This is a genomic window from Enterococcus sp. AZ104, from assembly GCF_050546705.1.
Taxonomy (GTDB): domain Bacteria; phylum Bacillota; class Bacilli; order Lactobacillales; family Enterococcaceae; genus Enterococcus; species Enterococcus faecalis.
This window is the reverse complement of the sequence record NZ_CP172952.1, coordinates 1,019,615-1,041,865: the sequence shown is the minus strand read 5'-3', so window position 1 is coordinate 1,041,865 and position 22,251 is coordinate 1,019,615. Positions and strand designations below refer to the sequence as shown.

The 22,251-nt window shown below is 37.4% G+C and carries 19 protein-coding genes; 5 read left to right on the top strand and 14 right to left on the bottom strand.

Features of this window, described 5'->3' with window-relative positions; all coding sequences use genetic code 11:
• Nucleotides 1–135 precede the first annotated feature (135 nt).
• Nucleotides 136–795: a hypothetical protein gene (locus IGJ37_RS05090; protein ID WP_002386659.1), complete on the bottom strand. Its 660-nt coding sequence runs from the start codon at nt 793–795 to the stop codon at nt 136–138.
• A 219-nt stretch (nt 796–1,014) separates the two neighbouring features.
• Here IGJ37_RS05090 and efbA point away from each other — a divergent pair, with 219 nt between their 5' ends.
• The 3 genes from efbA to IGJ37_RS05075 all read left to right on the top strand — a co-directional run bounded on the left by efbA (nt 1,015) and on the right by IGJ37_RS05075 (nt 3,561).
• The gene (gene efbA, locus IGJ37_RS05085; protein ID WP_325814750.1) at nt 1,015–2,727 is read left to right on the top strand and encodes a fibronectin-binding protein EfbA; all 1,713 of its coding nucleotides are present in this window, start codon (nt 1,015–1,017) and stop codon (nt 2,725–2,727) included.
• A gap of 155 nt (nt 2,728–2,882) precedes the next feature.
• Nucleotides 2,883–3,146, top strand: coding sequence for a hypothetical protein (locus tag IGJ37_RS05080; protein WP_002381957.1), 264 nt, complete (start codon nt 2,883–2,885; stop codon nt 3,144–3,146).
• Between the two features lie 73 nt (nt 3,147–3,219).
• Entirely contained in the window at nt 3,220–3,561 is a 342-nt protein-coding gene (locus tag IGJ37_RS05075; protein ID WP_002391631.1) for an iron-sulfur cluster biosynthesis family protein, read from the top strand.
• A gap of 38 nt (nt 3,562–3,599) precedes the next feature.
• Here IGJ37_RS05075 and IGJ37_RS05070 read toward each other — a convergent pair whose 3' ends face one another.
• The 3 genes from IGJ37_RS05070 to IGJ37_RS05060 all read right to left on the bottom strand — a co-directional run bounded on the left by IGJ37_RS05070 (nt 3,600) and on the right by IGJ37_RS05060 (nt 7,039).
• Entirely contained in the window at nt 3,600–4,058 is a 459-nt protein-coding gene (locus IGJ37_RS05070; RefSeq protein WP_202567844.1) for a DUF441 domain-containing protein, read from the bottom strand.
• Between the two features lie 473 nt (nt 4,059–4,531).
• Nucleotides 4,532–5,581 carry an oxidoreductase gene (locus IGJ37_RS05065; protein ID WP_002409424.1) on the bottom strand — a complete coding sequence of 350 codons (1,050 nt, stop codon included), beginning with the start codon at nt 5,579–5,581 and terminating at the stop codon, nt 4,532–4,534.
• 24 nt (nt 5,582–5,605) lie between these two features.
• Nucleotides 5,606–7,039, bottom strand: coding sequence for a glycoside hydrolase family 1 protein (locus tag IGJ37_RS05060; protein ID WP_002366531.1), 1,434 nt, complete (start codon nt 7,037–7,039; stop codon nt 5,606–5,608).
• A gap of 242 nt (nt 7,040–7,281) precedes the next feature.
• On the opposite strand from IGJ37_RS05060, the gene IGJ37_RS05055 reads away from it, so the two are divergent.
• A complete protein-coding gene (locus tag IGJ37_RS05055; protein ID WP_002366529.1) occupies nt 7,282–7,995 on the top strand; it encodes a GntR family transcriptional regulator in 714 nt (237 codons plus the stop codon).
• 270 nt (nt 7,996–8,265) lie between these two features.
• Entirely contained in the window at nt 8,266–8,796 is a 531-nt protein-coding gene (locus IGJ37_RS05050; protein ID WP_002384665.1) for a DUF5067 domain-containing protein, read from the top strand.
• Nucleotides 8,797–8,828: 32 nt separating this feature from the next.
• Here the strand turns inward: IGJ37_RS05050 and IGJ37_RS05045 are convergent, their stop codons facing one another.
• From IGJ37_RS05045 to IGJ37_RS05000, 10 genes are all read right to left on the bottom strand, one after another.
• Complete coding sequence (locus IGJ37_RS05045) at nt 8,829–9,794, bottom strand: LacI family DNA-binding transcriptional regulator (protein WP_002357893.1); 966 nt, start codon at nt 9,792–9,794, stop codon at nt 8,829–8,831.
• Between the two features lie 15 nt (nt 9,795–9,809).
• Nucleotides 9,810–13,085, bottom strand: a complete 3,276-nt coding sequence (locus IGJ37_RS05040) for a GH36-type glycosyl hydrolase domain-containing protein (protein ID WP_325814749.1) — start codon at nt 13,083–13,085, stop codon at nt 9,810–9,812.
• Nucleotides 13,086–13,102: 17 nt separating this feature from the next.
• Nucleotides 13,103–15,253 carry a glycoside hydrolase family 3 N-terminal domain-containing protein gene (locus tag IGJ37_RS05035; RefSeq protein ID WP_010710169.1) on the bottom strand — a complete coding sequence of 717 codons (2,151 nt, stop codon included), beginning with the start codon at nt 15,251–15,253 and terminating at the stop codon, nt 13,103–13,105.
• A gap of 4 nt (nt 15,254–15,257) precedes the next feature.
• Nucleotides 15,258–16,022 carry an endonuclease/exonuclease/phosphatase family protein gene (locus tag IGJ37_RS05030; RefSeq protein ID WP_325814747.1) on the bottom strand — a complete coding sequence of 255 codons (765 nt, stop codon included), beginning with the start codon at nt 16,020–16,022 and terminating at the stop codon, nt 15,258–15,260.
• Nucleotides 16,003–16,920 (bottom strand): acetylxylan esterase, encoded by a 918-nt coding sequence (locus IGJ37_RS05025; protein WP_002385975.1) that lies wholly within the window; start codon nt 16,918–16,920, stop codon nt 16,003–16,005. Before IGJ37_RS05025 ends, IGJ37_RS05030 begins: the two co-directional genes overlap by 20 nt.
• Nucleotides 16,913–17,506 (bottom strand): DUF624 domain-containing protein, encoded by a 594-nt coding sequence (locus IGJ37_RS05020; RefSeq protein WP_325814746.1) that lies wholly within the window; start codon nt 17,504–17,506, stop codon nt 16,913–16,915. The genes IGJ37_RS05025 and IGJ37_RS05020 overlap by 8 nt, the downstream gene beginning before the upstream one ends.
• A 56-nt stretch (nt 17,507–17,562) precedes the next feature.
• Nucleotides 17,563–19,161: an ABC transporter substrate-binding protein gene (locus IGJ37_RS05015; RefSeq protein WP_002357899.1), complete on the bottom strand. Its 1,599-nt coding sequence runs from the start codon at nt 19,159–19,161 to the stop codon at nt 17,563–17,565.
• A 17-nt stretch (nt 19,162–19,178) separates the two neighbouring features.
• The gene (locus IGJ37_RS05010) at nt 19,179–20,060 is read right to left on the bottom strand and encodes a carbohydrate ABC transporter permease (protein WP_002357901.1); all 882 of its coding nucleotides are present in this window, start codon (nt 20,058–20,060) and stop codon (nt 19,179–19,181) included.
• Between the two features lie 14 nt (nt 20,061–20,074).
• Nucleotides 20,075–20,986, bottom strand: coding sequence for an ABC transporter permease (locus IGJ37_RS05005; protein WP_002382199.1), 912 nt, complete (start codon nt 20,984–20,986; stop codon nt 20,075–20,077).
• Nucleotides 20,987–21,277: 291 nt separating this feature from the next.
• The gene (locus IGJ37_RS05000) at nt 21,278–22,168 is read right to left on the bottom strand and encodes a metallophosphoesterase (RefSeq protein WP_325814745.1); all 891 of its coding nucleotides are present in this window, start codon (nt 22,166–22,168) and stop codon (nt 21,278–21,280) included.
• Between the last annotated feature and the right edge of the window lie 83 nt (nt 22,169–22,251).

Here is a 22,251-nt window from a genome sequence, read left to right as displayed (position 1 = left end):
TTTAACTGCTTGTTTTTGCGATTGAATCAGCCATAAACTTACTAAAATCGTCATTGAAATTACTAATGCCATCGAAAATCCCCTCTTTCTAGTTCCTTAAAACTTTCTACAATCTAAGTTTAACATAGCTAACTATTATTCACCAGTTTCTGGTACTGTATCAGTACTTTCTGTCGTCGTTTCAGTAGATTGAGCAACGCCAGTCGTGCTGGTCGTCGTCTGTGTTTCAGCGGTCTTTGCTGCTTCTTTTTCAGCTTCTTGCGCCGCTTTTTGCTGGTCTTTCAAAACGCCAGCCATTGGTAATCGATTTAATTCTGGTATTAATTGTGTTTTTAAATCCATAGATTTTTCGACAACCGTCCGTGTCTTTTCTTTGCCGTTTTCAAAGAAAACAAGCGTAATCTCATCGCCGCTAACATTGTATTGCTCTTGTGCTTTGCCAGCATTATAAATTAACGGATAGATATACAGCGATCGATGAAATTCATTCATTTTATCTGAATTAAACAGCTTCACCATTTGATCGTATTGCTTGCCAGATGGTTTAGCAAACATGACTGACATGGCTCCTGTTTCTTGAATTTTCTTGTCTGCTGTTTTGTAATCTAAGACACTGACTTTCTCTGATTTGATGGGTCCTGCGACTAACGATTCAACTTGAGCAGCTCGAATATTTTTTTGCATCGTTGGAATAAAAATGATTGAGCCAATTATTAATACTAATGCTACAATAGCGGTAATCATTAACAGTTTTCTTTGTCTTAATTCATAAAGTGCCTCTTTTAGTTCTTCCATAAAATTATTCAACTTCTAATCGCTCCTCGCTTTTAGTTCTTATCTATTATACTAATCATTTTCTTTCTTGCCTACCCTTGCGCTTTAATTACTAAAAAAACCAGCAAACTTCCCCAGCTTTCTAAGGAAAACCCAACTCCTTTTTAACAAGCTTCTTTCTTAAATTCAAAAACTCCGCTATAATAAAGCTATTAGTCGGAAAGAAACGAGGGATTTATTATGTCATTTGATGGCGTATTTACTCATAGCATGGTTCATGAGTTGACAGAAACACTCGTAAGTGGCCGGATTTCAAAAATCCATCAGCCTTATGAAAACGAAGTCGTTTTAGTCATTCGTGCGAAAGGTAAAAACCATAAATTATTATTATCAGCACATCCTAGTTATGCGCGCATACAACTATCTACAATTACCTATAGCAATCCGGAAACACCTCCTAATTTTGTGATGATGTTACGAAAATTTCTGGACGGTGCCATTTTAGAAACGATTCAACAAATAGAAAATGATCGCGTGATTCACTTCACCTTTTCAAAAAGAGATGAACTAGGTGACTTACAAAATATTGTTTTGATTGTTGAATTAATGGGACGTCACAGTACAATCGTTTTAGTTAACCAATCTTCTGGAAAAATCTTAGATGCAATAAAACACATTGGAATGAGCCAAAATAGTTATCGTTCGTTGCTTCCTGGAGCAACTTATATTGAACCGCCAAAACCAATAGGACTTAATCCGCTCACGGCCTCAAAAGAAGAAGTCTTTGCGCTTCTTTCTACAGCTCCTGAATTAAACGGACGCTATTTACAACAACATTTCCAAGGTCTAGGCAAAGATACAGCAGACGAATTAAGTGCCCGTTTACTTGCACAACCAAATGAAAAAATGGCCATCTGGACAGAATTTTGGTCCTCAGTCACTGAAGCTGTTGTACCGACATTAACAGTCACTGAAAAAAAAGAATATTTTACGCCCATTCCTTATCAATCATTAGCTGGTGAACAAACAACATATCCGACACTCAGTGAATTACTAGATGCCTTTTATTCTGGTAAAGCAGAGAAAGACCGTGTCAAACAACAAGGCGGCGAACTAATTCGCAAAATTGAAAATGAACTAAAAAGAAATCAAAAGAAACTTAAAAAATTACAGCAAACCTTAGCCGATACAGAAAACGCTGAAAATTACCGTCGCGACGGAGAACTATTAACAACCTTCATGGCACAAGTCCCAAAAGGAGCCACCGAGGTGGAATTACCAAATTATTATGAAGAAAATGCACCGTTGCGTATCTCGCTAAATCCTGCACTTTCACCTAATCAAAATGCACAAAAATATTTTCAAAAATACCAAAAATTGAAAAATGCTGTTCGAGTTGTTAAGACACAAATTCAGCAAACACAACAAGAAATTTCTTATTTAGAGTCAGTTGTGGCACAACTTGAAATTGCGACACCAATGGACATTGAAGTGATTCGTGAAGAACTGATTGAGCAAGGCTATTTAAAACGTAAAAAAAATAAAAAACAAAAACAGCCGAAAAAAAGCCAACCCGATCTTTTTTATGCCACAGATGGCACACCTATTCTCGTTGGAAAAAATAATTTGCAAAATGATCAATTGACTTTACGAACCGCTAAAAAACCTGATTATTGGCTCCATGCCAAAGATATTCCTGGATCTCATGTAATTATTCGTGACGCACATCCTAGCGAAGAAACCCTTACTGAAGCCGCACTTCTAGCAGCTTATTTTTCAAAATATCGACTTTCTTCACAAGTGCCTGTTGACTATGTCCAAGTAAAACATGTGCATAAACCCAATGGAGCAAAACCAGGTTATGTGATTTATGAAAACCAACGAACGTTATATGTGACGCCAACAGAAGAATCGATCAAAAAAATCCAGCAAAATAAGGCTTCTGCTTCCTAATTATATTAAACTAAAAAACAACGTACTGCCGATTGATCGTACGTTGTTTTTTTGCATTGGCAAAGACATTTATCAAGTGATAAATAACACAAGTAAGCTCAATTAGTTTACAAACTAGCTATTTCTCTCTATACTGACTGTTGGAGGTGAAATTCATGGTCTTTTTACACATTATTTTTGGGATGTTTGCCTTTATTGGCGCTTTAGGTTTAGGTGTCGCCTTCCGCGATAGCTTTACAGAACTTTCAACACCAAAGAAAGCAGCGATTATTTTATCTTACGTAGGTGCGATTGGTTCAACAGTCCTAGGGTTCACATCAGCAACAAAAAATCCATTTGTTTTAGCTGCAACAGTTGTCTTAGTTGTCGCCTTTTCTATTGCTCTTTTCAAAAAAAGCAGTAAAGAAACAAGCAAATAACAAAACCTTTGAAGAGCGGCATAGCGACAAGCTACCCTCTTCCTTTTACATACTATTTAAAGGAGTGAGGCAAATGTCTCTGACTATTTCTGAAGAAGTAAAACAACGTTTAGCCCCTTTCTTAACTGAAACGAACACCTTCTTGTTGGTAGCAAATGACGGCTCTAATCCTTATTCTTCCGCAGAAGGTTGTTGTATGATTGGCGATCGTTTCATTATCGTTCCTGTTGATCAAGCAGAAGCGCCTTATACCGAAACAATTGCTAATGATTCTTTTCACGTCTATACTTCGACGTATGACCAAATGTTTTTAACAGGGCATTTACAGCTAGTGATTCATCCGAATGCGGGAACCATTACTTTAAAAAATGAAAGTGGCATATTAGATAGTAATGTGGACATTTATCAACACTAAAAAAGCAAACAAAACGTTTACGCGTTTTGTTTGCTTTTTTAGTGTTGAAAGGCTTGAAAGGTAGTAATGATTACGTACATCATGCCCGATGCAATAATCGGACCAGCTGCAATTCCTTTTAAAAAAACGACGCCAAGAATCGTTCCAAAAACTAAGGCCACCGTAATCTCTGGCGATTGATTAATTAAACCTACTCCTTTTGAGGATAAAACAGCCACCAGAATTCCACAAAGTATCCCCAGCCATCCCATCGGTGTTTTGAATGATTGGATTAAATCCTTTAAGCCAATTTGTCCTGTAGCAATCGGGACTAAAATGGTAATTGAAATAATTGTGACACCTAAATTAATGCCTTTATCTGACAACCACGACATGATTTTCGCACTATTTGGTAAAGCTTTTAAACCAAGCACAACAACTGACGCAATTAATAAACTTTGATTTTTTGCAACAAACGCAATCAAGGCAATCAGTAGTAAAAAAAGCCAACTTTCCACTGGTTGTCCTCCTTTCTGATTTGGTTCTTTCGTTAACCAAACTTTCTTGTCTTTCCTATTTTAGCAAAGAACCTCTTTAATTACCATTCAGCTTCAGTAATTATTGTCTTTTTCACCCGAATCTTGCTTAGAAAAAACGAGTTAAAAATTAATTTTTTCTCATAACAAGCCTTTTTCTCTTTGAAAAATTATTTTATGAAGTATACTAATATTAACTATAAAGTAGTTTACTTGCATTTATACTGGATATTCGATATCCTATTTAAGGCTCTTCAATTGAGCGAGCATCACAAAAGACATTTTAGTAGCAATTCTTGGGGAAGTAGTGCTACTAAGATGTCTTTCCTTTTTTTATTTTTACTAACAATATACGTTTCTTATATTAAAATTCACAACTCTTTATAAATAAAAGCGCCTGCCCCACAGTTGTCTGGACTGTGGGGCAGGCGCTTTTCAAGTCATTTAAACACGCTTTAGTTTTCTTTCAAACGATAAACACTTGGACTTGAGTTAAGAAAACCTGCTTCTAAAATTTCGATGTTAGTTAATGCTTGCTCTTTAGTTACTAGTTGCGGTGCACCATTTTTCAACGTTTCATAGACGGCATCATAATAACGACCGTAATCACCTACAGGCGTTTTAATTTGTTTTTTAATCCAGTCGCCATTGCCATTACGGTAGGTCACTTCTCCATAATACATTGGTGAATCTTCTCCAAAGCCTGGTGCATCCGGCATGATTCCGGCTTTTAAATCATTTTCTTGTTGATCTTCGCCATATTTGATGAACGAGCCATTGCTGCCATGAACAATAAAACGTGGATACGGACTAGCGACAGAATGATTCGTTTTAACTTTTACTTTTAATTTTGAACCATAATGTAAATCAACGTCAAAATAATTATCGACTGCCTCACTCACTTCATTATTACGAATATCATAAGTGACTTGATCTGGACGCCCGAAAAGAGCAATCATGCGATCCATTAAATGAATGCCTAGTCCGTAAAACGAACCATTTTCTTTAGGTCCTTGTTCCGTGATACTTCCTGGTCGATAATAATCAATATGTGTTTCCACTTCATTGATTTCTCCTAAAAAGCCTTGCTCTACTACTTGCTTCATCGCTAGGTAATCGCCGTCGAAACGTCGATTTTGATAAGGCATCACTACTACCCCTTTTTCTTGCCCTAAAGCAAATAATTCCTCTGCATGTTCTAACGTATCACAAAATGGTTTTTCCACAATCACTGATTTACCAGCTAAAATGGCTTGTTTGGCTAAATCATAATGTGTATGCGCAGGTGTACAGATTGTGATCAATTCAATTTCTGGATCCGTCAATAATTCATTAAGGTCAGTGGTAAAATTTACGCCTTTTTCTTTAAAGGGCGCTGCTGCTTTTTCATTAACATGTAAATCGAAAATCGTTTTCACTTCTAGTGTTTCTCGAATCATTACGTAAGGTAAATGGTAGCGGTTGGCACTTTTACCAAATCCAATAAACCCCATTTTTACTGTCATATTTTCCACACTCTTTTCTTATAATTAGATAAGTCCATTTGTTTCAATGACTTTTTGATACCAATAATAACTGTCTTTCGGGATTCTTTCTAAGGAACCTTTTTGTGTTTCATCTTGATCCACATAGACAAAACCATAACGCTTTTGATAGCCGTTGAGCCACGACAGTAAATCGGTGTAACTCCATGTACAATAACCAATAACTGAAACGCCATCCGTAATCGCCTCTTGAATCGCTTGGATATGGCTTCGTAAATAATCAATGCGATACGTATCATGAATTTGTTTATCTTCTGTTAAGGTATCATATTCGCCTAACCCATTTTCAGTAATTAAAATAGGCACTTGATAGCGACTAGCTAATCGTCGTAAGGCAATTCTCAAACCTTGCGGGTCAATGGCCCAATCCCAGTTCGTTCGTTCAACATATGGATTATTTACTTTTTTAAATAAACCCGGTACCCCAGATTCCGTTTCAGAACCCTTTTCACCCGTTGTATTCATCTTCCCTATTCCAACACCATCTAATGGATTAGCAGCAACCGTATCCGTCCGATAATAATTAATACCTAGAAAATCAGGTTTGGCTGAACGTAGTAACGCTAAATCGCCCTCTTTTATCGTTGGGGCCACACCTTGCTCCTGTAAGTAATTTAATGCGGCAATTGGGTATTCTCCCCAAAGATAGACATCTAACCAAAAATGCGACAACAAATCTTCTGCATTTTCTGCCGCCAAAACATTGGCAGGATGCGCATCAACGGCATAAACAGGCGTATAAGCAAAGCTAGGGCCAATTTTGCCAGGCATTTCTAATTCATGAAACGCATTAATCACTGCTGCATTGGCTAAATTAGCAATATGATTGGCCTCATACATCCGTTTATTGTCTGTTACGCCGGGAGGATGCACGGCTAATTGATAACCTAACGAAGTAAACACATTTTGTTCATTTAAACTAATCCAATAGCGAACTTTGCCACGGAAAGCGTCAAATAAAATCTTCGCATAGGCCACAAAATCATCAATAATTTTTCTTGATTCCCAGCCACCATATTCTTTTTGCAAAACAGCTGGCAAATCCCAATGATACAAAGTTACCATTGGTTCAATTCCTGCCGCTAATAACTCATCAATTAAATCTGAATAAAATTTCAGTCCCGCTTGATTTACTTGACCACGCCCTTCAGGTAAAATTCGTGTCCATGCAATCGAGAAACGATATGCTTTTAAACCTTGTTGTTTCATTAAAGCCACATCTTCTTTGAAACGATGATAATGATCGACGGCTAAATCACCAGTTGTCTCTTTGAACGTTTTTCCTGGTAGCCGAACAAATTCATCCCAAACAGATGCGCCTTTGCCATCTTCATTCCAAGCACCTTCTACTTGATAAGCGGCCGAAGCAGAGCCCCATAAAAAATCTTGCGGAAATGCTTTTAGTTGGTGATGTTCCATTGTCATTCCTCCCTCTTTTCCGTGCTGCCCTTTTATTGTAAAAGGTTTTCACAAAAAGTACCAATCAGATCAATAAGTTCTTCTGTTTACCTTTAAAACTATATAGTTTTAAAAATAATAAGTCAACTACTTTTATTTAAGCACTTGATTATTAAGTGGTTACGGTAAAAATAAATATATAGTTTTAACACGTTAAATTCATGGTATAATGAGAGAAATACTGGTGATAAAGGAGGACTCTGATGCGGACAAATACACGTTATAAAGAAATTTATGCAGCTATAAAACAGGATATTGAAGCAGGTGTTTATCCAATTAATCAAAAGTTACCCCAAGGTCGTCTTCTTGCAGAAAAATATCAAGTCAGCGAACTAACCATTACAAAAGCCTTACATTTGCTTGTGCAAGAAGGTTATGTTGTCAGACGACGTGGCTCGGGCAGCTTTGTTCAAGACTTTCAAAATCGAACCATTACTAAATTTTCTCCGTTAACCGGCACTTACTCAACCTACGATGGAAAAGTTGAATCCGTGGTTTTAGGCTTTGCAACAGAAGTACCTGAGCCTTGGGTGACTGAAAAATTAAGTATTACAGAAGAAGAGTTAGTCTACAAAATTATTCGTTTACGGATTATCGAAGATGTGCCCTCAATTATTGAATACACTTGGATGCCCGTTGCTTTAATTCCGAACTTGACAATGAAAGAATTGAAAGTCTCCATTTATCAATATATTTCGGAACAATTGCATCAAAAAATTCAAAGTGCGCGGGTCAGCATTTCTGGGATCCGTCCTTCTGCGTTGGAAAAAAAATATTTAAACTTAACCGATAATGATTTCCTGATGCGTGCAGAACAAATTGCTTACCTAGGTAATGGACATATTTTTGAATACTCAATTGCGAATCATATTCCTAGTGAATTCACTTTTGAAACTGTCTTAATTGCAGAAAAATAGAAAACTTTTATGTTGCCATTTCTCATTTCTAACAAAATGATCTCTTTACTTTGAGCCAATACTTTTTGTTAGAAATGTTTTTCTGCTAGTTAAAAATATTTTTCAAATTATATTTCCAAACATGAATTTTGATAAAAGTATTGCTATTTACTAGAACTACGATTAAAATATTGCTTGTAGCACTCTTTTTTATATAGATACAAGCAATTTGTTTTTTACATAGTCAATCAACCAAAGTGAGGACTTTATATGAGGAAACCCTACATTTTAATGAGCTTACTCGTTCTAAGTACCTTATTAAGTGCTTGTTCAACTGTAAGTGGCAGCCCAGCAAGTCAAAGTGCGCCCGCACCTGATGAAGTGTTGGCGACAAGTATTGGGACGTATGAAAATCGAACATTGTTGGTTCCAGATGGGCGTTTAGCCTTAACTGCCTTGCATAAAGGAAAAGATTATCAAGGCAAACCAATGTTTTATGTCCTGTTTGAATTAACCAATACAACCGAAAAAACACAAAATATTCAGCTAATGATTCAAAGTTTTATGGAAGTTAGTCAAACTGTCCACGGAAAAGCCCAAAATTTACAATATGCAGTCTTAACAGATTCACCTTTCCAAGACAAATTAGATCGTTTAGCAGATGAAATCAATCCTGGTGAAACAATCCAAGGCGCTTACCCGTATGAATTTATTAATGAGAATAAGCCGGTCCATTTTAAATTTAGAGATCGCCTTCTCAGTCTGGATGAACCCATTGCATCAGAAGAAATTACCATTACAGAAAAAAGTTTGGTCCGCTAGCTTAGCTAGCATTGGACCAAACTTTTTATTTATTATTCAGATGGAAAAGATTCTCCTTCTATAAAACGTGTGTAAATGTGTTCGCTCTCAGCAAGTTCTCCCCGCATTAAATGAATAATTTTCTCTGCAGCCACCATGCCCCATCGATGTTTAGAATAGGCAATTGTTGCTAATCGCGGTTGCACAAACGCACCTAGTTCAGAATTATCAAAACCAATAATCCGAATGTCTTTCCCCATTTGGTAATTTGTTTCTGCAACATATTTATAGACACCGATCGCCATTTCATCATTAAAAGCAAAAACATCGACTGGTTCTGTCTGTGGTTGACTCAAAATTTTTTTAGCAGCCGCATAGCCAGAAGGTTCGGTAAAATCGCCTTGGATAATTTCATAAGGTATCCCAAAACGAGTTAATTCTCGTGTACTAACAGCCAATCGTTCTTGGCTATCATAACCTTTTTCTGGTCCAGAAAGCAGAAGAACTTTTTTTGAACCCACATTGACAAATTGCTCAATTGCCTGCGTGGCACCGCCACGATTATCCAAGAGAACTTGCCGGATATTCCTATGTTCAGTGGTTCGATCAAGGACAACGATCGAATGGCCACGTTCAGCAAACTTTTCAATTTCTTTTGTTGGAAATGTCCAATCTAAAATAATTGCCCCATCCACCATTTTTTCAGGAATGAAAAGATGTGACTTTTTACCGCTACAGACAATCATCTCATAATCAAACAGTGCTAAGCCTTTCTTAATTCCCTCCAACAATTCACCATAAAAACTACCGCCATAATCGGCCAAATAGACACCAATAATATTGGTTTGACGACGTTTTAATGTGCGAGCGGCCATGTTAGGAACATAGTTTAGCTCTTCAGCAATTGCTTGGATGCGCGTTCGTGTTTCTTCAGTTACCTTTGAACTACCATTCAATGCGTAAGAAACGGTCGAGATTGATACGCCTGCTTTTTTTGCAATATCTTTAATTCCTACCATGGACTACTCTCCTTTCTAATGGTAAATTTCAATAACACTTGCTTCATTTAATAATGAAAGCACCTCGTCTTTTTGAACTTCCATTCCCCCTTCTCGATAAGGGTTTTCTTCAAACTTAAACGGAACCTCTTGACCATCGATAACTATTTTCGCTGACTGATTTGGATAAAATTTATATGTGACAGGTTTATCAAACAATTGGTAAGTTAGTGTTAAACCAGACAATTTTTCTGGTAACATGGGATCAAAAACCACACTTTGGGCCTTTTGCCGAATCCCTAAAACAGCTGTAATTAATTGATTTAAATAAATTCCCGGCCCGCTTGAATAAATTCGCCAACCACCTTTTACCCCAATACTTCCATCTTTTAGTTTACCAAAATTTTCTTGTGATTCATACCTTGTTTTAAAATCGCCATCGGAACTACTAAAATAGGCATTGGCTTGACGTAACTCTGCATTGTGAACCCCTTCTTTTAATTGAACTGGATTGATTTGCATTAATGCTTGCCAGGTTTTGTCTCGCTGACCAATTTTCGCCATCGCTTCTGTATAGCGAATGTGCGCATGAACATACTGTAAGCCAATTTCGCGACCAAAATTAGCCGCCTGTTCTGCTCGTTTAAAATTAGTGCTCACACCGCCTCGATAGTTCGCTGGTTTGTTCATTAAACGCACGCCATCAGGAAACGTTAATTCTTTTTCAATAATTTCTAAATGATGACTTACTTGTTCCGGTGTTAATAATTCAGCTAACATACTACGAGTCATTGGCAATAATCGATATTGAATCCCTGTTTTTTGGTCATTTGGGTGAATCATTTGTTCAAAAGTTTCTGGCGTTTCCATATAAATAAACCCTGGAATCGTTTCATCCGCCAACATATATTTTTGAAAATCGTTCTTTATTCCTGCGACTAAAATTGCTAAGTGTTGACTATAAGTAGCATCGATTTCCGTAATTAAAGCCGCAAATTTTTTCAATACTTGATACGTTAAGGCAACGGTCCAACTACTAGCCATTTGCTCTTTAAGACGATTATCATAAGGTTGTAACGTGTCATCCCAATCGCCGTCACCGTAACAGGATAGAAAAGTTTCTGGTAAAAAATGTTGTTCAATATAATTTATTTCTTTTTTCAAATGTTCAAATAAAGATGCTGTTTCTTTTGTTTTGTGATTATCTTTGCGACTTGTATAAGGGATTTCCGTAGCTAAGATTGAATCATCTGCGGTTTGTTCCAAATAATCAGTCACTACTTTCAATGGCCAGACGATAATATCGCCATGGCTTTCACTGGCTTTTTGTTCTTCGTATCGGTCAAACATAAACCATTGCGGCCAGTTGCCATCGTCCTCAAATTGATTTTCAAATAGATGCTGAATAATGGAGGCCACGATCTTAGGCTGTTGCGTCGCAAAGAAAAATTCTGTCGGTCCTTGCGACACATCTCGTGTGCCCCAAGCTGCTCCACCATACTGTTCTAAGCCATGTGGCGACAAATAATGAACGAGCATATTATGAGTATACCAACGAGTTAATTGATTCATTTGCTGCACACTTGAGTCTGTGTGTGTTAACTCAAAATGATGCAACAAGCCATTAATGAATGCTAAATATTGACTTTCTGCTTTTTCAAAATCTAATGGTGTATTGACTAATGCTTGGTCCTCTGTACTGCCCGTAATAAGTAGTGAAAATTTTTGGGTCTTTTCGATTGCCAAGACTAATAAGTCTGCTTCAGCTCCACCCAATAATGTGCTATCGGTTACTTGAAATGATTTATCAACTGTCAATGCATAGGTTAGTTCTGGGTAATAATTTTCTGTAGCAGAATGATTTCCCGTCACTCGAAGCGTTTTGCCAGCTTGTTCTAATTGATAGGTTGGTACTTCTTCCGGTCCTAATAACAAATGGTTAGAAACAGCCCACATATATGCATCCTTTTGACTGGTCACTTCCAATTGAATCACTCTTGAATCAGGCGAAGTGAAGGTGCGTACACGAATTGTATCCTTTGGCAACTTATAATACCACGTAGCAGAGTTCAACCCCATTTCAAAAGCAGAAGGCATTGTTAGTAAGCGCCATAAGCCATTCTCTAAAATGTAGATTCGTTGACCAGAGCGTTTCATAACGTTTAAAGCGTTTCGGCTATTACTCATTAATTTGTTCATGGTCGTATTTCCTAAAACTACTTGTGAATTGAAAATGCCATACATATACACTGTCGTACTAAGCAAAGGTTCGTCAACCGTTAAACCTTTACCACTTAATAAAATGTGGCCATGCGCTCTTTCCATGGCAATTTCTTTTTCTTGAAGAACAACATGATGGTAATTTTCCGTGAAAAAGGAATACGTCTGACCTGCTACTTTTTCAATTTGTGTCTGAAGGGGATAAAGTGCAGCCAACTCTTCTTCTGTTAATGGATTTCCTGTGATAGGTTCTCCTAAAAGTTTCGGAGGATAGTCCTGTGTTCCTTCTAATGAATCGAATGTCACAGTTTCATAAATAGCTTGTAAGGCTTCTTTCGATAAAAAAGGTTCAGCTAATGCTTGCGGATGTGTTTCTGTTACCGCACCATAAAAAACAAATTCCTTACTTTCATTCGTTAATTGGACGGCTTCCGTTTGTAAAGCGGTGTAAGCAAATTCATATTGATAGACTTCATTTGCTAAATATCTTTTCCCCAATGCTTCTGGTGTGTTTGTTTGTTTAAATGAACGTCCGAAAAATTGATAGCCGTCCGTTGAGTAGCCTACTAATTTTTGAAAACTCCCTTGAATAAGGGCTGGAAACTTCTCATTTTGCGGTTGATTTTGTCTTGATAAAACAACAAGCTCTTCGCCCTCTTGCCAAATGTGATGATCAAGATACTGCGACACATACGCTTCATTTGACTGAACGGCTCCTTTTGTCGCTAAGCCAATATCTTGACCATAAACAATATCTACTAAGCCAGTTCCAGTGACATTAACCCGCCAGAACCATTGATTGCTTGGCCCCAAACGAAAGTCAACTTGGTAACGAACCGCTTCAAATTCACCCCGCCATGTCAATTGATTATCTGAAAGATAAAAATCACTTTGACTGTTGGAACCAATCATTGGTCGATAATTAATTGTGTCCCCTGTAATTATCCGCAAATAGAGTTGGTTCATACTGCCGTCTAAAGGATTACCTTCTAATTGATTAATCATCATGCCACAGCTATTCAATTCTTTTAAATCACCTGTCTCTAGAAATGTAGCAACTGTGTCTGCTTGCTTAAGCTTCTTTATCTGCATAACTTATCCTTCCCATCTTATTCATTTAACGTGACTGTTGCGGTTTGTACATCGCGACTATTTCCACCAATCATTACGATAAATTCACCTGCATCACTGGTTACCTGATTATCTGAATGAACATAGCGCACCATATCCTCTGAAAGAAGAAACTGAACTTCTTTTTCTTCCTTTGGTTCCAGCCAAACTTTTTGGAAATCTTTTAACTCTTTAATTGGGCGAACCACTTGTCCCACCAAATCACGTACATAAAATTGCACGGTTTCCTCTCCAGCGATTGGACTGTCATTTCTTACTAAAACAGAGACCGTGACTGGTTGTTCTTTGGTAAATGTTAATGCACTTAGTTGAATTGGTTGATAAGAGAAATGACTATAACTTAAGCCAAATCCAAAGGGATATTTAGCGTAATTAGAGACATCTAAATATTTAGAAACATATTTTTCTTCTGGTGCTGACTCATAAGGACGCCCAGTATTGTCGACATTGTAAAAAATTGGCACTTGACCAACCGTTTCTGGAAACGACATACTTAAGCGACCACTTGGATTGTACTGTCCCCACAAAATTTCTGCTAGCGCATTGCCCCCTTCTGTTCCAGGTTGCCAAGCTTGCACAATTCCTTTTGCAACATCTATCCCTTGTAAATCTAAGGGCCGACCACTGTAGACCGTGACAACAACATTGGGATTTTTCTCAATAATTTGTGCCACTACTGCTAATTGTTTTTCGGGTAGACGAATATCACTGCGACTGGCAGCTTCCCCACTCATCCAATCTGTTTCGCCTAGTGCCACTACTACTTTATCTGCTTGACTAGCTAACGTTAAAGCCTCTTCAATGGCCGCCGCGGTCGGTTCAAAGTAATCAAAGGGTTCTTGGGCAACTAGAAGATTTGTAGTTAATTTTTGGGCACCAGCCACGAGGGAAATGGCTTCTTCTTTCTTTCCTTGCCATGACCAAGCCCCTAAAATATCTTGTGATTGGGCCCCTGGGCCGACAAGCGCGATTTTTTCTTGCGGCGTAAAAGGCAAAATATTTTCATTTTTTAAAAGAACCATTGATTTTTGAGCAATCTTTTTAGCTATTTCTCGATGTTCTTTGCTTAAAATCACTTCTGCTTCCGCTTGTTCATCCGCACCACGATAGGGATTTTCAAATAGGCCTAGCTCATTTTTTAGTTTTAAAATTCGCATAACTGCTTCATCAATAAGTGTTTCAGCAATCCGGCCTTCTTCAAGTAATTCTTTTAAATAATCTGGATAACACGTGGTCATCATTTCAATATCTACACCAGCCTTGATAGCCAATTCTGCTGCCTGTTTTTCATCTTTGGCAACGCCATGAGGAATTAATTCTTTAATCGCTCCCCAGTCTGAAATCACAACTCCTTCAAAGCCAAATTCATTTCGTAATACGTCTCTAAACAGCCATTGGTTGCCTGTAGCAGGAATCCCATCCACTGTATTGAAGGACGTCATGACAAGTTTTGCACCCGCATCTAATCCAGCTTTATAGCCAGGTAAATACATTTCTCTTAGCTGCCGTTCAGACATATCTACCGTATTATAATCCCGACCAGCTAAGGCACCACCATATGCCGCAAAGTGCTTCACGCACGCGGCTACTCGCCAATTGTCTTCTTTTAAATTTTCTCCTTGGTAACCTCTCACCATTGCAGCAGCTAAGCGGCTGTTGAGTAATGGATCTTCACCTGTTGACTCCATGACACGTCCCCAACGTGGATCGCGCACTAAATCAACCATTGGTGAAAAGGTTACATGTAATCCTGAAACAGCAGCTTCTTTTGCTGAAATCTCCGCCATTTTTTCAACCGCTGCTTCATCCCAAGTGCTTCCTAAAGCCAAAGGAATCGGAAAGATGGTTCTGAAACCATGAATAATATCCGCCATTAAAAGTGTTGGAATATTTAATCGATGATTTTGCATATATTCTTTTTGAACACGTTTTGCTTCGTTTGCACCAGAAACACCCAGTGTTGTCCCAGCCGTATCAATCGTTTCTTGACTTAGTCCTAGCTCTGACATAGGGCCGGTCTTTTCTTCTGCTTTATCTGAATAAAACGCTGCTGCTAATTGTAATAATTGATTAATTTTCTCATCAATCGTCATTTCTTCGACTAATTGAATCAGTTGATTTTCTTTCATACTCTCACCTTTCTTCAATACATACTTCTGCTTCTAAAGGAAAATGGTCGGAGGGAAAACGTCCATCGATACTATCTGTTAAACTTGCGGTTTGCTGTACTTGCCAACCTTTTACATAAATATAATCAATTTCTTCTAATTCCGCCCAAGGTTTTGTGTAAGTAAAATTTTGAAATGTTCCTCTTGGGCCATAATGAGTAGCTAAATTTTTGCTATCTTGAAATTTTTTTTGAACAAGTTGATGAACCGCTTCCTCCGACTCTGCATTAAAATCGCCCATTAATAAAGTTGGATACTGTGCAATTTTGTCATGTAACTCCTCTAAGATAACGGTCATTCCTGCTAAACGAGCATGAGCTGAAATATGATCCAAGTGAACATTGATGACTAAAAAAGGCGTATTTTGAGTCGTTTCCTTAAATAGTCCCCACAAAGCAATTCTTGGACAGCCAGCTTCAGGATGGATACTTGGCTGCTGAGGTGTTTCAGATAACCAAAAATACCCTGTATCAATAGCCTGAATTTTTTGTTCGTTATAGAGAATCGCTAGTCCTTCTCCTTGACCATTCCCTTCTCTTTCCGCAGAAAGACAGGTGAATGTTGTATACGCCTTTAAATCCCTGACTTGATTCGGTCGTACTTCTTGAATACAACAAAGGCTCCAATCATGAAAATTGATTAACTGACAAACAGCCTCTTTACGAAAAGACCATTGCCAATCTTGGTCATACTCTGTATCTACCCGGACATTATACGTAGCTATTTTCATTTTTAACCTCCTGCAATAGTTGTTGAATTTGACGCATCTCACGACGGATCTGGGTTGTTTCACCGCCACCATGGCCTTTTTTCCAATACACTCTGACTGCTTTTCTTGCCTTTATCTGATGATAAGAAGGGAAAAAATCTTTCATCGGACATATCGGATCGTGACTCCCAACAGAAGCAAAGACTGGATTTTTAATTTGCGAAACAAAGTGACGACTATCAAAATAAGGAAGGACCGCGGCAATTTTTTCATGCGCTTGAGGATGCTCTTGTAAGTACTGATGAATAATTTGATACGAACCCGTTCCTTCTGCTACTCTATTTTCTAAACAAGAATGACTTGGAACATCTGCAAAAGTAGCTAAAATCGGGAAGTCGACTAAACTGTTCACCATTAACACTACGCCACCCCCTTGGGAACCACCACGAAGAATGATTTGGTCCTGATTAATTTCAGTAAAGGTCCGCACCACTTCTACGCTACGTAAATGGTCGGCAAACAAGCGGCGTTGGTACCAATCTTCTTTGTCTAGAAATCCTCGTCCCATTGGTGCTTCATGCCAAATTGTTTGATATGGCACGCGATCTTTGGTTAATCCCCCTTGACCTCGATTATCAATGACAAAACAAGCACAACCAATTTGTGTCCAATGAGCAAATTGCCAAGGTTCTTGAATATGATTCATATAGCCTAAACAATCAATCACTATTGGCTGTTTCCCCGCCGTTTTAGGAAGTAACAAATAGCCAAAGATGCGCTCACCTAGGAAACTTAAAAAGTCGACCTGTTCCACTTGAACATTTTCCAATGGATAGTCAATGACCCGCCGATGAATATCTAGCGGTATTTTTTGAAGTTCTTCCTTAGTCTTTTCCCAAAACTCAAAATACTCATTCATGTTCCACACCTAACACTTTCTGAAAAAACGCTACTTGAAGAAAAGCCGTTGTCCCGAATCCTAACGCAATATATAAAAACAAATTAAGCTTATAGAAAAAAACAAACGTTAAAAGAGGTAAAATAAACAAAATAATCGCATTTGCACTATTACTTAAGACCACATAAACCGTCTCACCTAGTGTCTTTTTAACGGACCAATTAAAAACGGAAAAGAGAAAAAGAAAACTCGTCAAAAATAATGCAACAAAACTTAATAGAAAAATAGCTAAGAAACCTAAACTAGTGGCTATTTTAAATAAACTTGTTACGACAATACCGCCCAGTAAAAAAGCAACGAACAAGACACCTGTTAAAATAAAACCTCGCATGATGTTATTTTTTAATGCTGTCCAAAACGTTCGCAAAACAGGAATATCTTTTTCACGATAAAAACGATAGATCGTTCGATACAACGCAATTAAGCCGACACCGCTAAAGATGCCTGTTATACAGGTAATTAAAAAGAGAAAATTAATAATGATCAAGTTGGCAATAAAAGAAAAAATCCGATAATACCAACCTTCATATGCAAATAGCTTATTCATATTAAAAGAGAAAAGCGGATTTCTCGTTGCTTTATCCGCTTTTCTCTCCTCCTCTCTTACTTAAGTTTGTCTCTGTTTTCCGCCATTTTCTCAGATTTTATTTTTTCAATTGCATCCCATTTATTTGATTTTAAGAATGCTTTGTAGTCTTCTAAAGATTTGTCAAAGGCTTTATCATCTTTCGCACGAATCATTGAAATAACGGTTGTATTTAGTTTGGTTTCAATCGCTTCATTCGCCCGAGCTTCCGGCGTTCCTGCATCTGGATTAATATTTTCAATTACGAAATGTGGGACCAATTTTCCTTTGCCCCATTCTTGCATTTGCGTTAAAGCACTTTCCATTGGCACTTTTAGTTTATTAACACGGTCATTGTTAAAGTATAGGAAACGACTAATGCCATATTTTTTGTTGTAGGCATCATTGTCTGTTTGTTCTAATTTTTTCACTTCTGGTAAATAATCAATTTTTCCTTGATCATTGTACGCATAAGTAACTCCTTCAACGCCATATTTTGTTAAAATTTGTCCTGGTTCATCAATTAAATATGTGAATAGTTGAGTGACTTTCGCTGGATCTTTCGCATCTTTCGTAATGTAATTACTTAACCAACCTGAAATGCCGGTTTGATTTAATGTTGGTTTTCGGCCAGAAGTGCTACTTGGTCCATCAATGGCTATATAACGTGTGCCAGATTTTTTCATAAATTCTGTAAAGTTTCCACCTTGACCACTGGTTCCAGCAACGAGCATGGTTGCATAATTTCCTTGTTTCACTTTTTCATCAAACGTTGCCCCATCATCTGTGAAGCTATCATCACTAATATTGCCTGCTCGGTAAACATCATTAAATGTTTTTAACCATTCTAAATATTCTTTATCTAAATTTCGATCATAGTATTTACCATTTTTATCCTCTAAAGGAACACCTAAGAAGTCTTGTAATTTGTCTAAAAATGGTCCTGCACCATCGCCCACTGTGGTGAAGCCCATTGGGGTCATCTCAGGATATTTTTCTTTAATCTGTTGCATGACTTTTTCAAAATTTTCTGGTGTTGAAACGTCTGGCTTGCCTAATGCATTATAGACATCTTCACGAATAACAAAATTATCATTTACTGGGATATTTCCACTTTCATAATCCGCTTTTGTATTAGAGTAATTAGGGTAACCATATGTTTTTCCATCCTCTAAGGCATACCATTTAAACGTATCTTGGTTAACAACTTTCATTAAATAGGGGTCATATTTTTTAGCTAAATCGTTTAAAGAATAGGCCCAAGAATCTGCTTTCAATGCTGCTTGTCCAGTTTTTTCAGTTAATGTCACAATATCAGGCATATCTCCACTTGAAATCATGGCATTTAATTTTGAATCATCGCCGGAAATAAATTCAATATCCACATTTAAGTCTTTTTTAATCTGCGCAGTGGTCACGTCTTTTCCAAAAGGCAGCGCCGTCCAATCTGAGTTAATATACCATTTAATCTTGGTCGGTTCTTTCTTCTTATCTAACTTCCAAGCAGGCGTCTTTTCATCTAATTCATACCGATCCTTAATTGAGACATCTGAGCTAGCTTTCTTTTCCCCACCGCTACATGCCGCTAAACTAACGACCGCCGTTGCCACCAATAAACCGCCTAAAACTTTTTTCATATTGTTCCCTACTTTCTTTATTCTTTTACTGCACCGGCCATCATACCGCCGATAAAGTGTTTTTGTAGTAATGGATAAATGATTAAAATTGGTATCGTTGTAATGACAATTGTTGCCAGCTGAACACCACGTGTCGTTGCCTGCACCACCATATCTGTACTGCCGCTCTCTGTCATGGTACTCAAGTTTGATTGAACAATAATTTCATAAATTTTCATCTGCAATGGATACAGATATTCTTTGGTAATATATAATTTCGTGGTCATAAAGTCATTCCATTGACCTACCCCATTAAATAAAATAATGGTGGCTAATGCCGGTTTTGTTAAAGGTAAAAAGATTTTATAAAAAATTTGAAACTCACTGGCGCCGTCTATTTTGGCGGATTCTTCTAAAGATGGTGGAATTTCTCGGAAAAAGTTCATTAAGATAACTACATCATAATAGCTAAATAAAGCTGGAATGATATATACCCAGAAGGTATCTAAGAGTCCTAATGACTTAATCAAAAGATACGTGGGAATCATGCCCCCACCAAAGTACATTGTAATGACACCCATCGTTGTATAAATGTTACGCCCGACTAGTCTAGATTTACTAAGTCCATAGGCGACAATTGCACAGAACAGCGTATGCGTCGACGCACCGATGACTGTTTTTAAAACAGAAATCAAAAACGCTCGCGGAATGCTACTATCCGAAAAAACTTTCCGATAATTTTCTAGCGTAAATCCTTTCGGCCATAAAACCAAGCCTTTACCGGCTAAACCCGAACTTGACGAAACTGAGGAAACTAAAATATTCCAAATTGGCACGATAATTAATAAAGAAAACAACACAAGAATTAACGTATTGAAAAAGTAAAACCATTTGTTTTCTTTTGATTTTCTTTTAATCACAGCTGTTGCCTCCTTTATAAAATAACCGACCGACCATTGTTCATTTTTCTAGTAATGCGATCTGTAATGACTAATAAAACAATTGAAATAACAGAAATCCCTAAACCAACTGCCGTCGCATAAGAAAAGTCCCCTTGCGTTAGCCCCATACGATAAACAAATGAATTAATTACTTCTGATTTGTTTTGGTTTTGAGCATTCATTAAAACCAACGTTTGATCTAAGTTCGATCCCAATAAACCGCTAACATTTAGAATTAAGTTCAACGAAATAATCGGCGCTAATAAGGGCAAAGTAATCGTTCGGATTTGTGTTAATTTTGAAGCACCATCAATTCTCGCCGCTTCATAAAACGTTGGATCAATGCGAGACATGCCAGCAAGATAGAGAATCGTGCCCCAACCTACTTCTTTCCACAAATCAGAAAGAACAGCAATCCACCAATACTTATCAGGATCTAACAAATGATTGACGCCCTGATTCATTAAGCCTAACGACATCATGACTTGGTTGATAAAGCCATTTGTTGAAAGCCACGAAATCAACATCCCGCCTAAAACGATCCAAGAAAAAAAGTGCGGAATATAAGAAATTGTCTGAATCACTTTTTTTAAATGTCCATCTCTCATTTCAAAAATCATTACCGCTAAGATAATCGGAATAGCGAATCCTAAAAAAAGTTTCATTAAACTAATCGCTAAGGTATTACGAACTGCTTCCCAAAAAAAACTATCTTCCATAATGATTCGAAAATTTTCAAGTCCAACCCATGGTGCAGAAGAAACCGTATCAACAATCGTATAATTTTTAAAAGCAATGATAATTCCATAAATTGGAATGTAGTTAAAGACAATCATGAATGCTACACCCGGAAGTACCATCCAATGCAATTGCCGCTGATCATAAAACTTTTTTAGTTTTTTCATAAGCAGGGTTCCTTTCTTTTTAGTGAAACGTTTCTACAAACAGATTATACATTCACTCCAAACGGTTGTAAACCCTTACATTGTGGTTTTATTTAAAAATAACAGCATTAAAAAGCGCTATAGACCATTTATAAAGAAATTATTTCCCCTGCTTCTTTTTCCATAAAAATACTCTTTTCTAGATATTTTAAAGCATTTTATAGAAACGTTTCACCAAAATATGAACATCTTTTTCTTAAAAATAATTCTGTTAAATAACAGAAAAAAGTCTGGTCGGATTGACCAGACTTTTTAAATATAGATAGTAAAATGTGTAATTTCAGGGATCACCCCAAGACGGGCATGAATGGCGGTCGTTCCTAAGCCTGTATTAACATATAGTTGCGTTTCTTGGTCCAACTGATACAATCCTCTGGTATATTTTTCTGCTAAAACATTTGTGATTGGATAAAAAGGAATCCAAATTTGTCCGCCATGGCTATGTCCTGCTAAAACTAACTGTGTACCCGTACCAACAAATGCATCCGCGACATCTGGTTCATGGGTCATTAATAACGCATAGTCATACGTTTCTCGATAGGACAATGTTTCTGAAACGGAAGGATTTCCTAATAACGAGTCATCTAAACCACCAATAAAAAGACGGCGTCCATCTGCTAAGGTTACTGTTTCTCCTTGGTTTTTCATAACGGTAAAGCCACTGGCCTCCATGACTTCATCATACACCGCAGAAGCACCGCCACCGTAATCATGATTTCCCCAAACTGCATATTTCCCAATTGTCGCTTGCAACTGTTTTAATTTTTCAATCATCGGTTCTTTTTGTTGCGGATTTTTGGCATAATTGTCAAATAAATCACCTGTAAAAACGATAATATCTGGTTTTTCACGATTGACTTTTTTTATGACTTTATCTAACCGCTTCGTCTCATAAAATTCTGAAACTTGTATATCCGAAAGTTGCACAACATTCAATGGTTCTCGTTGATTTTTCTTTCCCAAAGTCACCTGATTAACGTGAACTAAATTCGGCTCAATCTTCCACGCATAGATTGGGAGTGCGATAATTAAGAAAAAAAATAAGAGCATTATACTTAAACCAATTTTTTTAACCACATCACTCGCTCCTTTCTTTTCTTTGATTTCCGAAGACTTAGTATAGAGAAAAATCTTCTTAACCACAATCTAAAACAAAGGAAATTAAGGCTTTGTTAAACAACCTAAAGAATTTCCACAATCTCTTATCCTTTTCTTAGCTTTTTTAT

Bases quoted from the DNA above. Each gene is read 5' to 3' on its own strand.
- IGJ37_RS05030 (WP_325814747.1), bottom strand. From the start codon at position 16,022: ATGAAAATAGCTACGTATAATGTCCGGGTAGATACAGAGTATGACCAA.
- IGJ37_RS05080 (WP_002381957.1), top strand. From the start codon at position 2,883: ATGGTCTTTTTACACATTATTTTTGGGATGTTTGCCTTTATTGGCGCT.
- IGJ37_RS05055 (WP_002366529.1), top strand. From the start codon at position 7,282: ATGCGGACAAATACACGTTATAAAGAAATTTATGCAGCTATAAAACAG.
- IGJ37_RS05065 (WP_002409424.1), bottom strand. From the start codon at position 5,581: ATGACAGTAAAAATGGGGTTTATTGGATTTGGTAAAAGTGCCAACCGC.
- efbA (WP_325814750.1), top strand. From the start codon at position 1,015: ATGTCATTTGATGGCGTATTTACTCATAGCATGGTTCATGAGTTGACA.
- IGJ37_RS05075 (WP_002391631.1), top strand. From the start codon at position 3,220: ATGTCTCTGACTATTTCTGAAGAAGTAAAACAACGTTTAGCCCCTTTC.
- IGJ37_RS05020 (WP_325814746.1), bottom strand. From the start codon at position 17,506: ATGAATAAGCTATTTGCATATGAAGGTTGGTATTATCGGATTTTTTCT.
- IGJ37_RS05045 (WP_002357893.1), bottom strand. From the start codon at position 9,794: ATGGTAGGAATTAAAGATATTGCAAAAAAAGCAGGCGTATCAATCTCG.
- IGJ37_RS05040 (WP_325814749.1), bottom strand. From the start codon at position 13,085: ATGCAGATAAAGAAGCTTAAGCAAGCAGACACAGTTGCTACATTTCTA.
- IGJ37_RS05035 (WP_010710169.1), bottom strand. From the start codon at position 15,253: ATGAAAGAAAATCAACTGATTCAATTAGTCGAAGAAATGACGATTGAT.
- IGJ37_RS05025 (WP_002385975.1), bottom strand. From the start codon at position 16,920: ATGAATGAGTATTTTGAGTTTTGGGAAAAGACTAAGGAAGAACTTCAA.
- IGJ37_RS05060 (WP_002366531.1), bottom strand. From the start codon at position 7,039: ATGGAACATCACCAACTAAAAGCATTTCCGCAAGATTTTTTATGGGGC.
- IGJ37_RS05015 (WP_002357899.1), bottom strand. From the start codon at position 19,161: ATGAAAAAAGTTTTAGGCGGTTTATTGGTGGCAACGGCGGTCGTTAGT.
- IGJ37_RS05005 (WP_002382199.1), bottom strand. From the start codon at position 20,986: ATGAAAAAACTAAAAAAGTTTTATGATCAGCGGCAATTGCATTGGATG.
- IGJ37_RS05090 (WP_002386659.1), bottom strand. From the start codon at position 795: ATGGAAGAACTAAAAGAGGCACTTTATGAATTAAGACAAAGAAAACTG.
- IGJ37_RS05050 (WP_002384665.1), top strand. From the start codon at position 8,266: ATGAGCTTACTCGTTCTAAGTACCTTATTAAGTGCTTGTTCAACTGTA.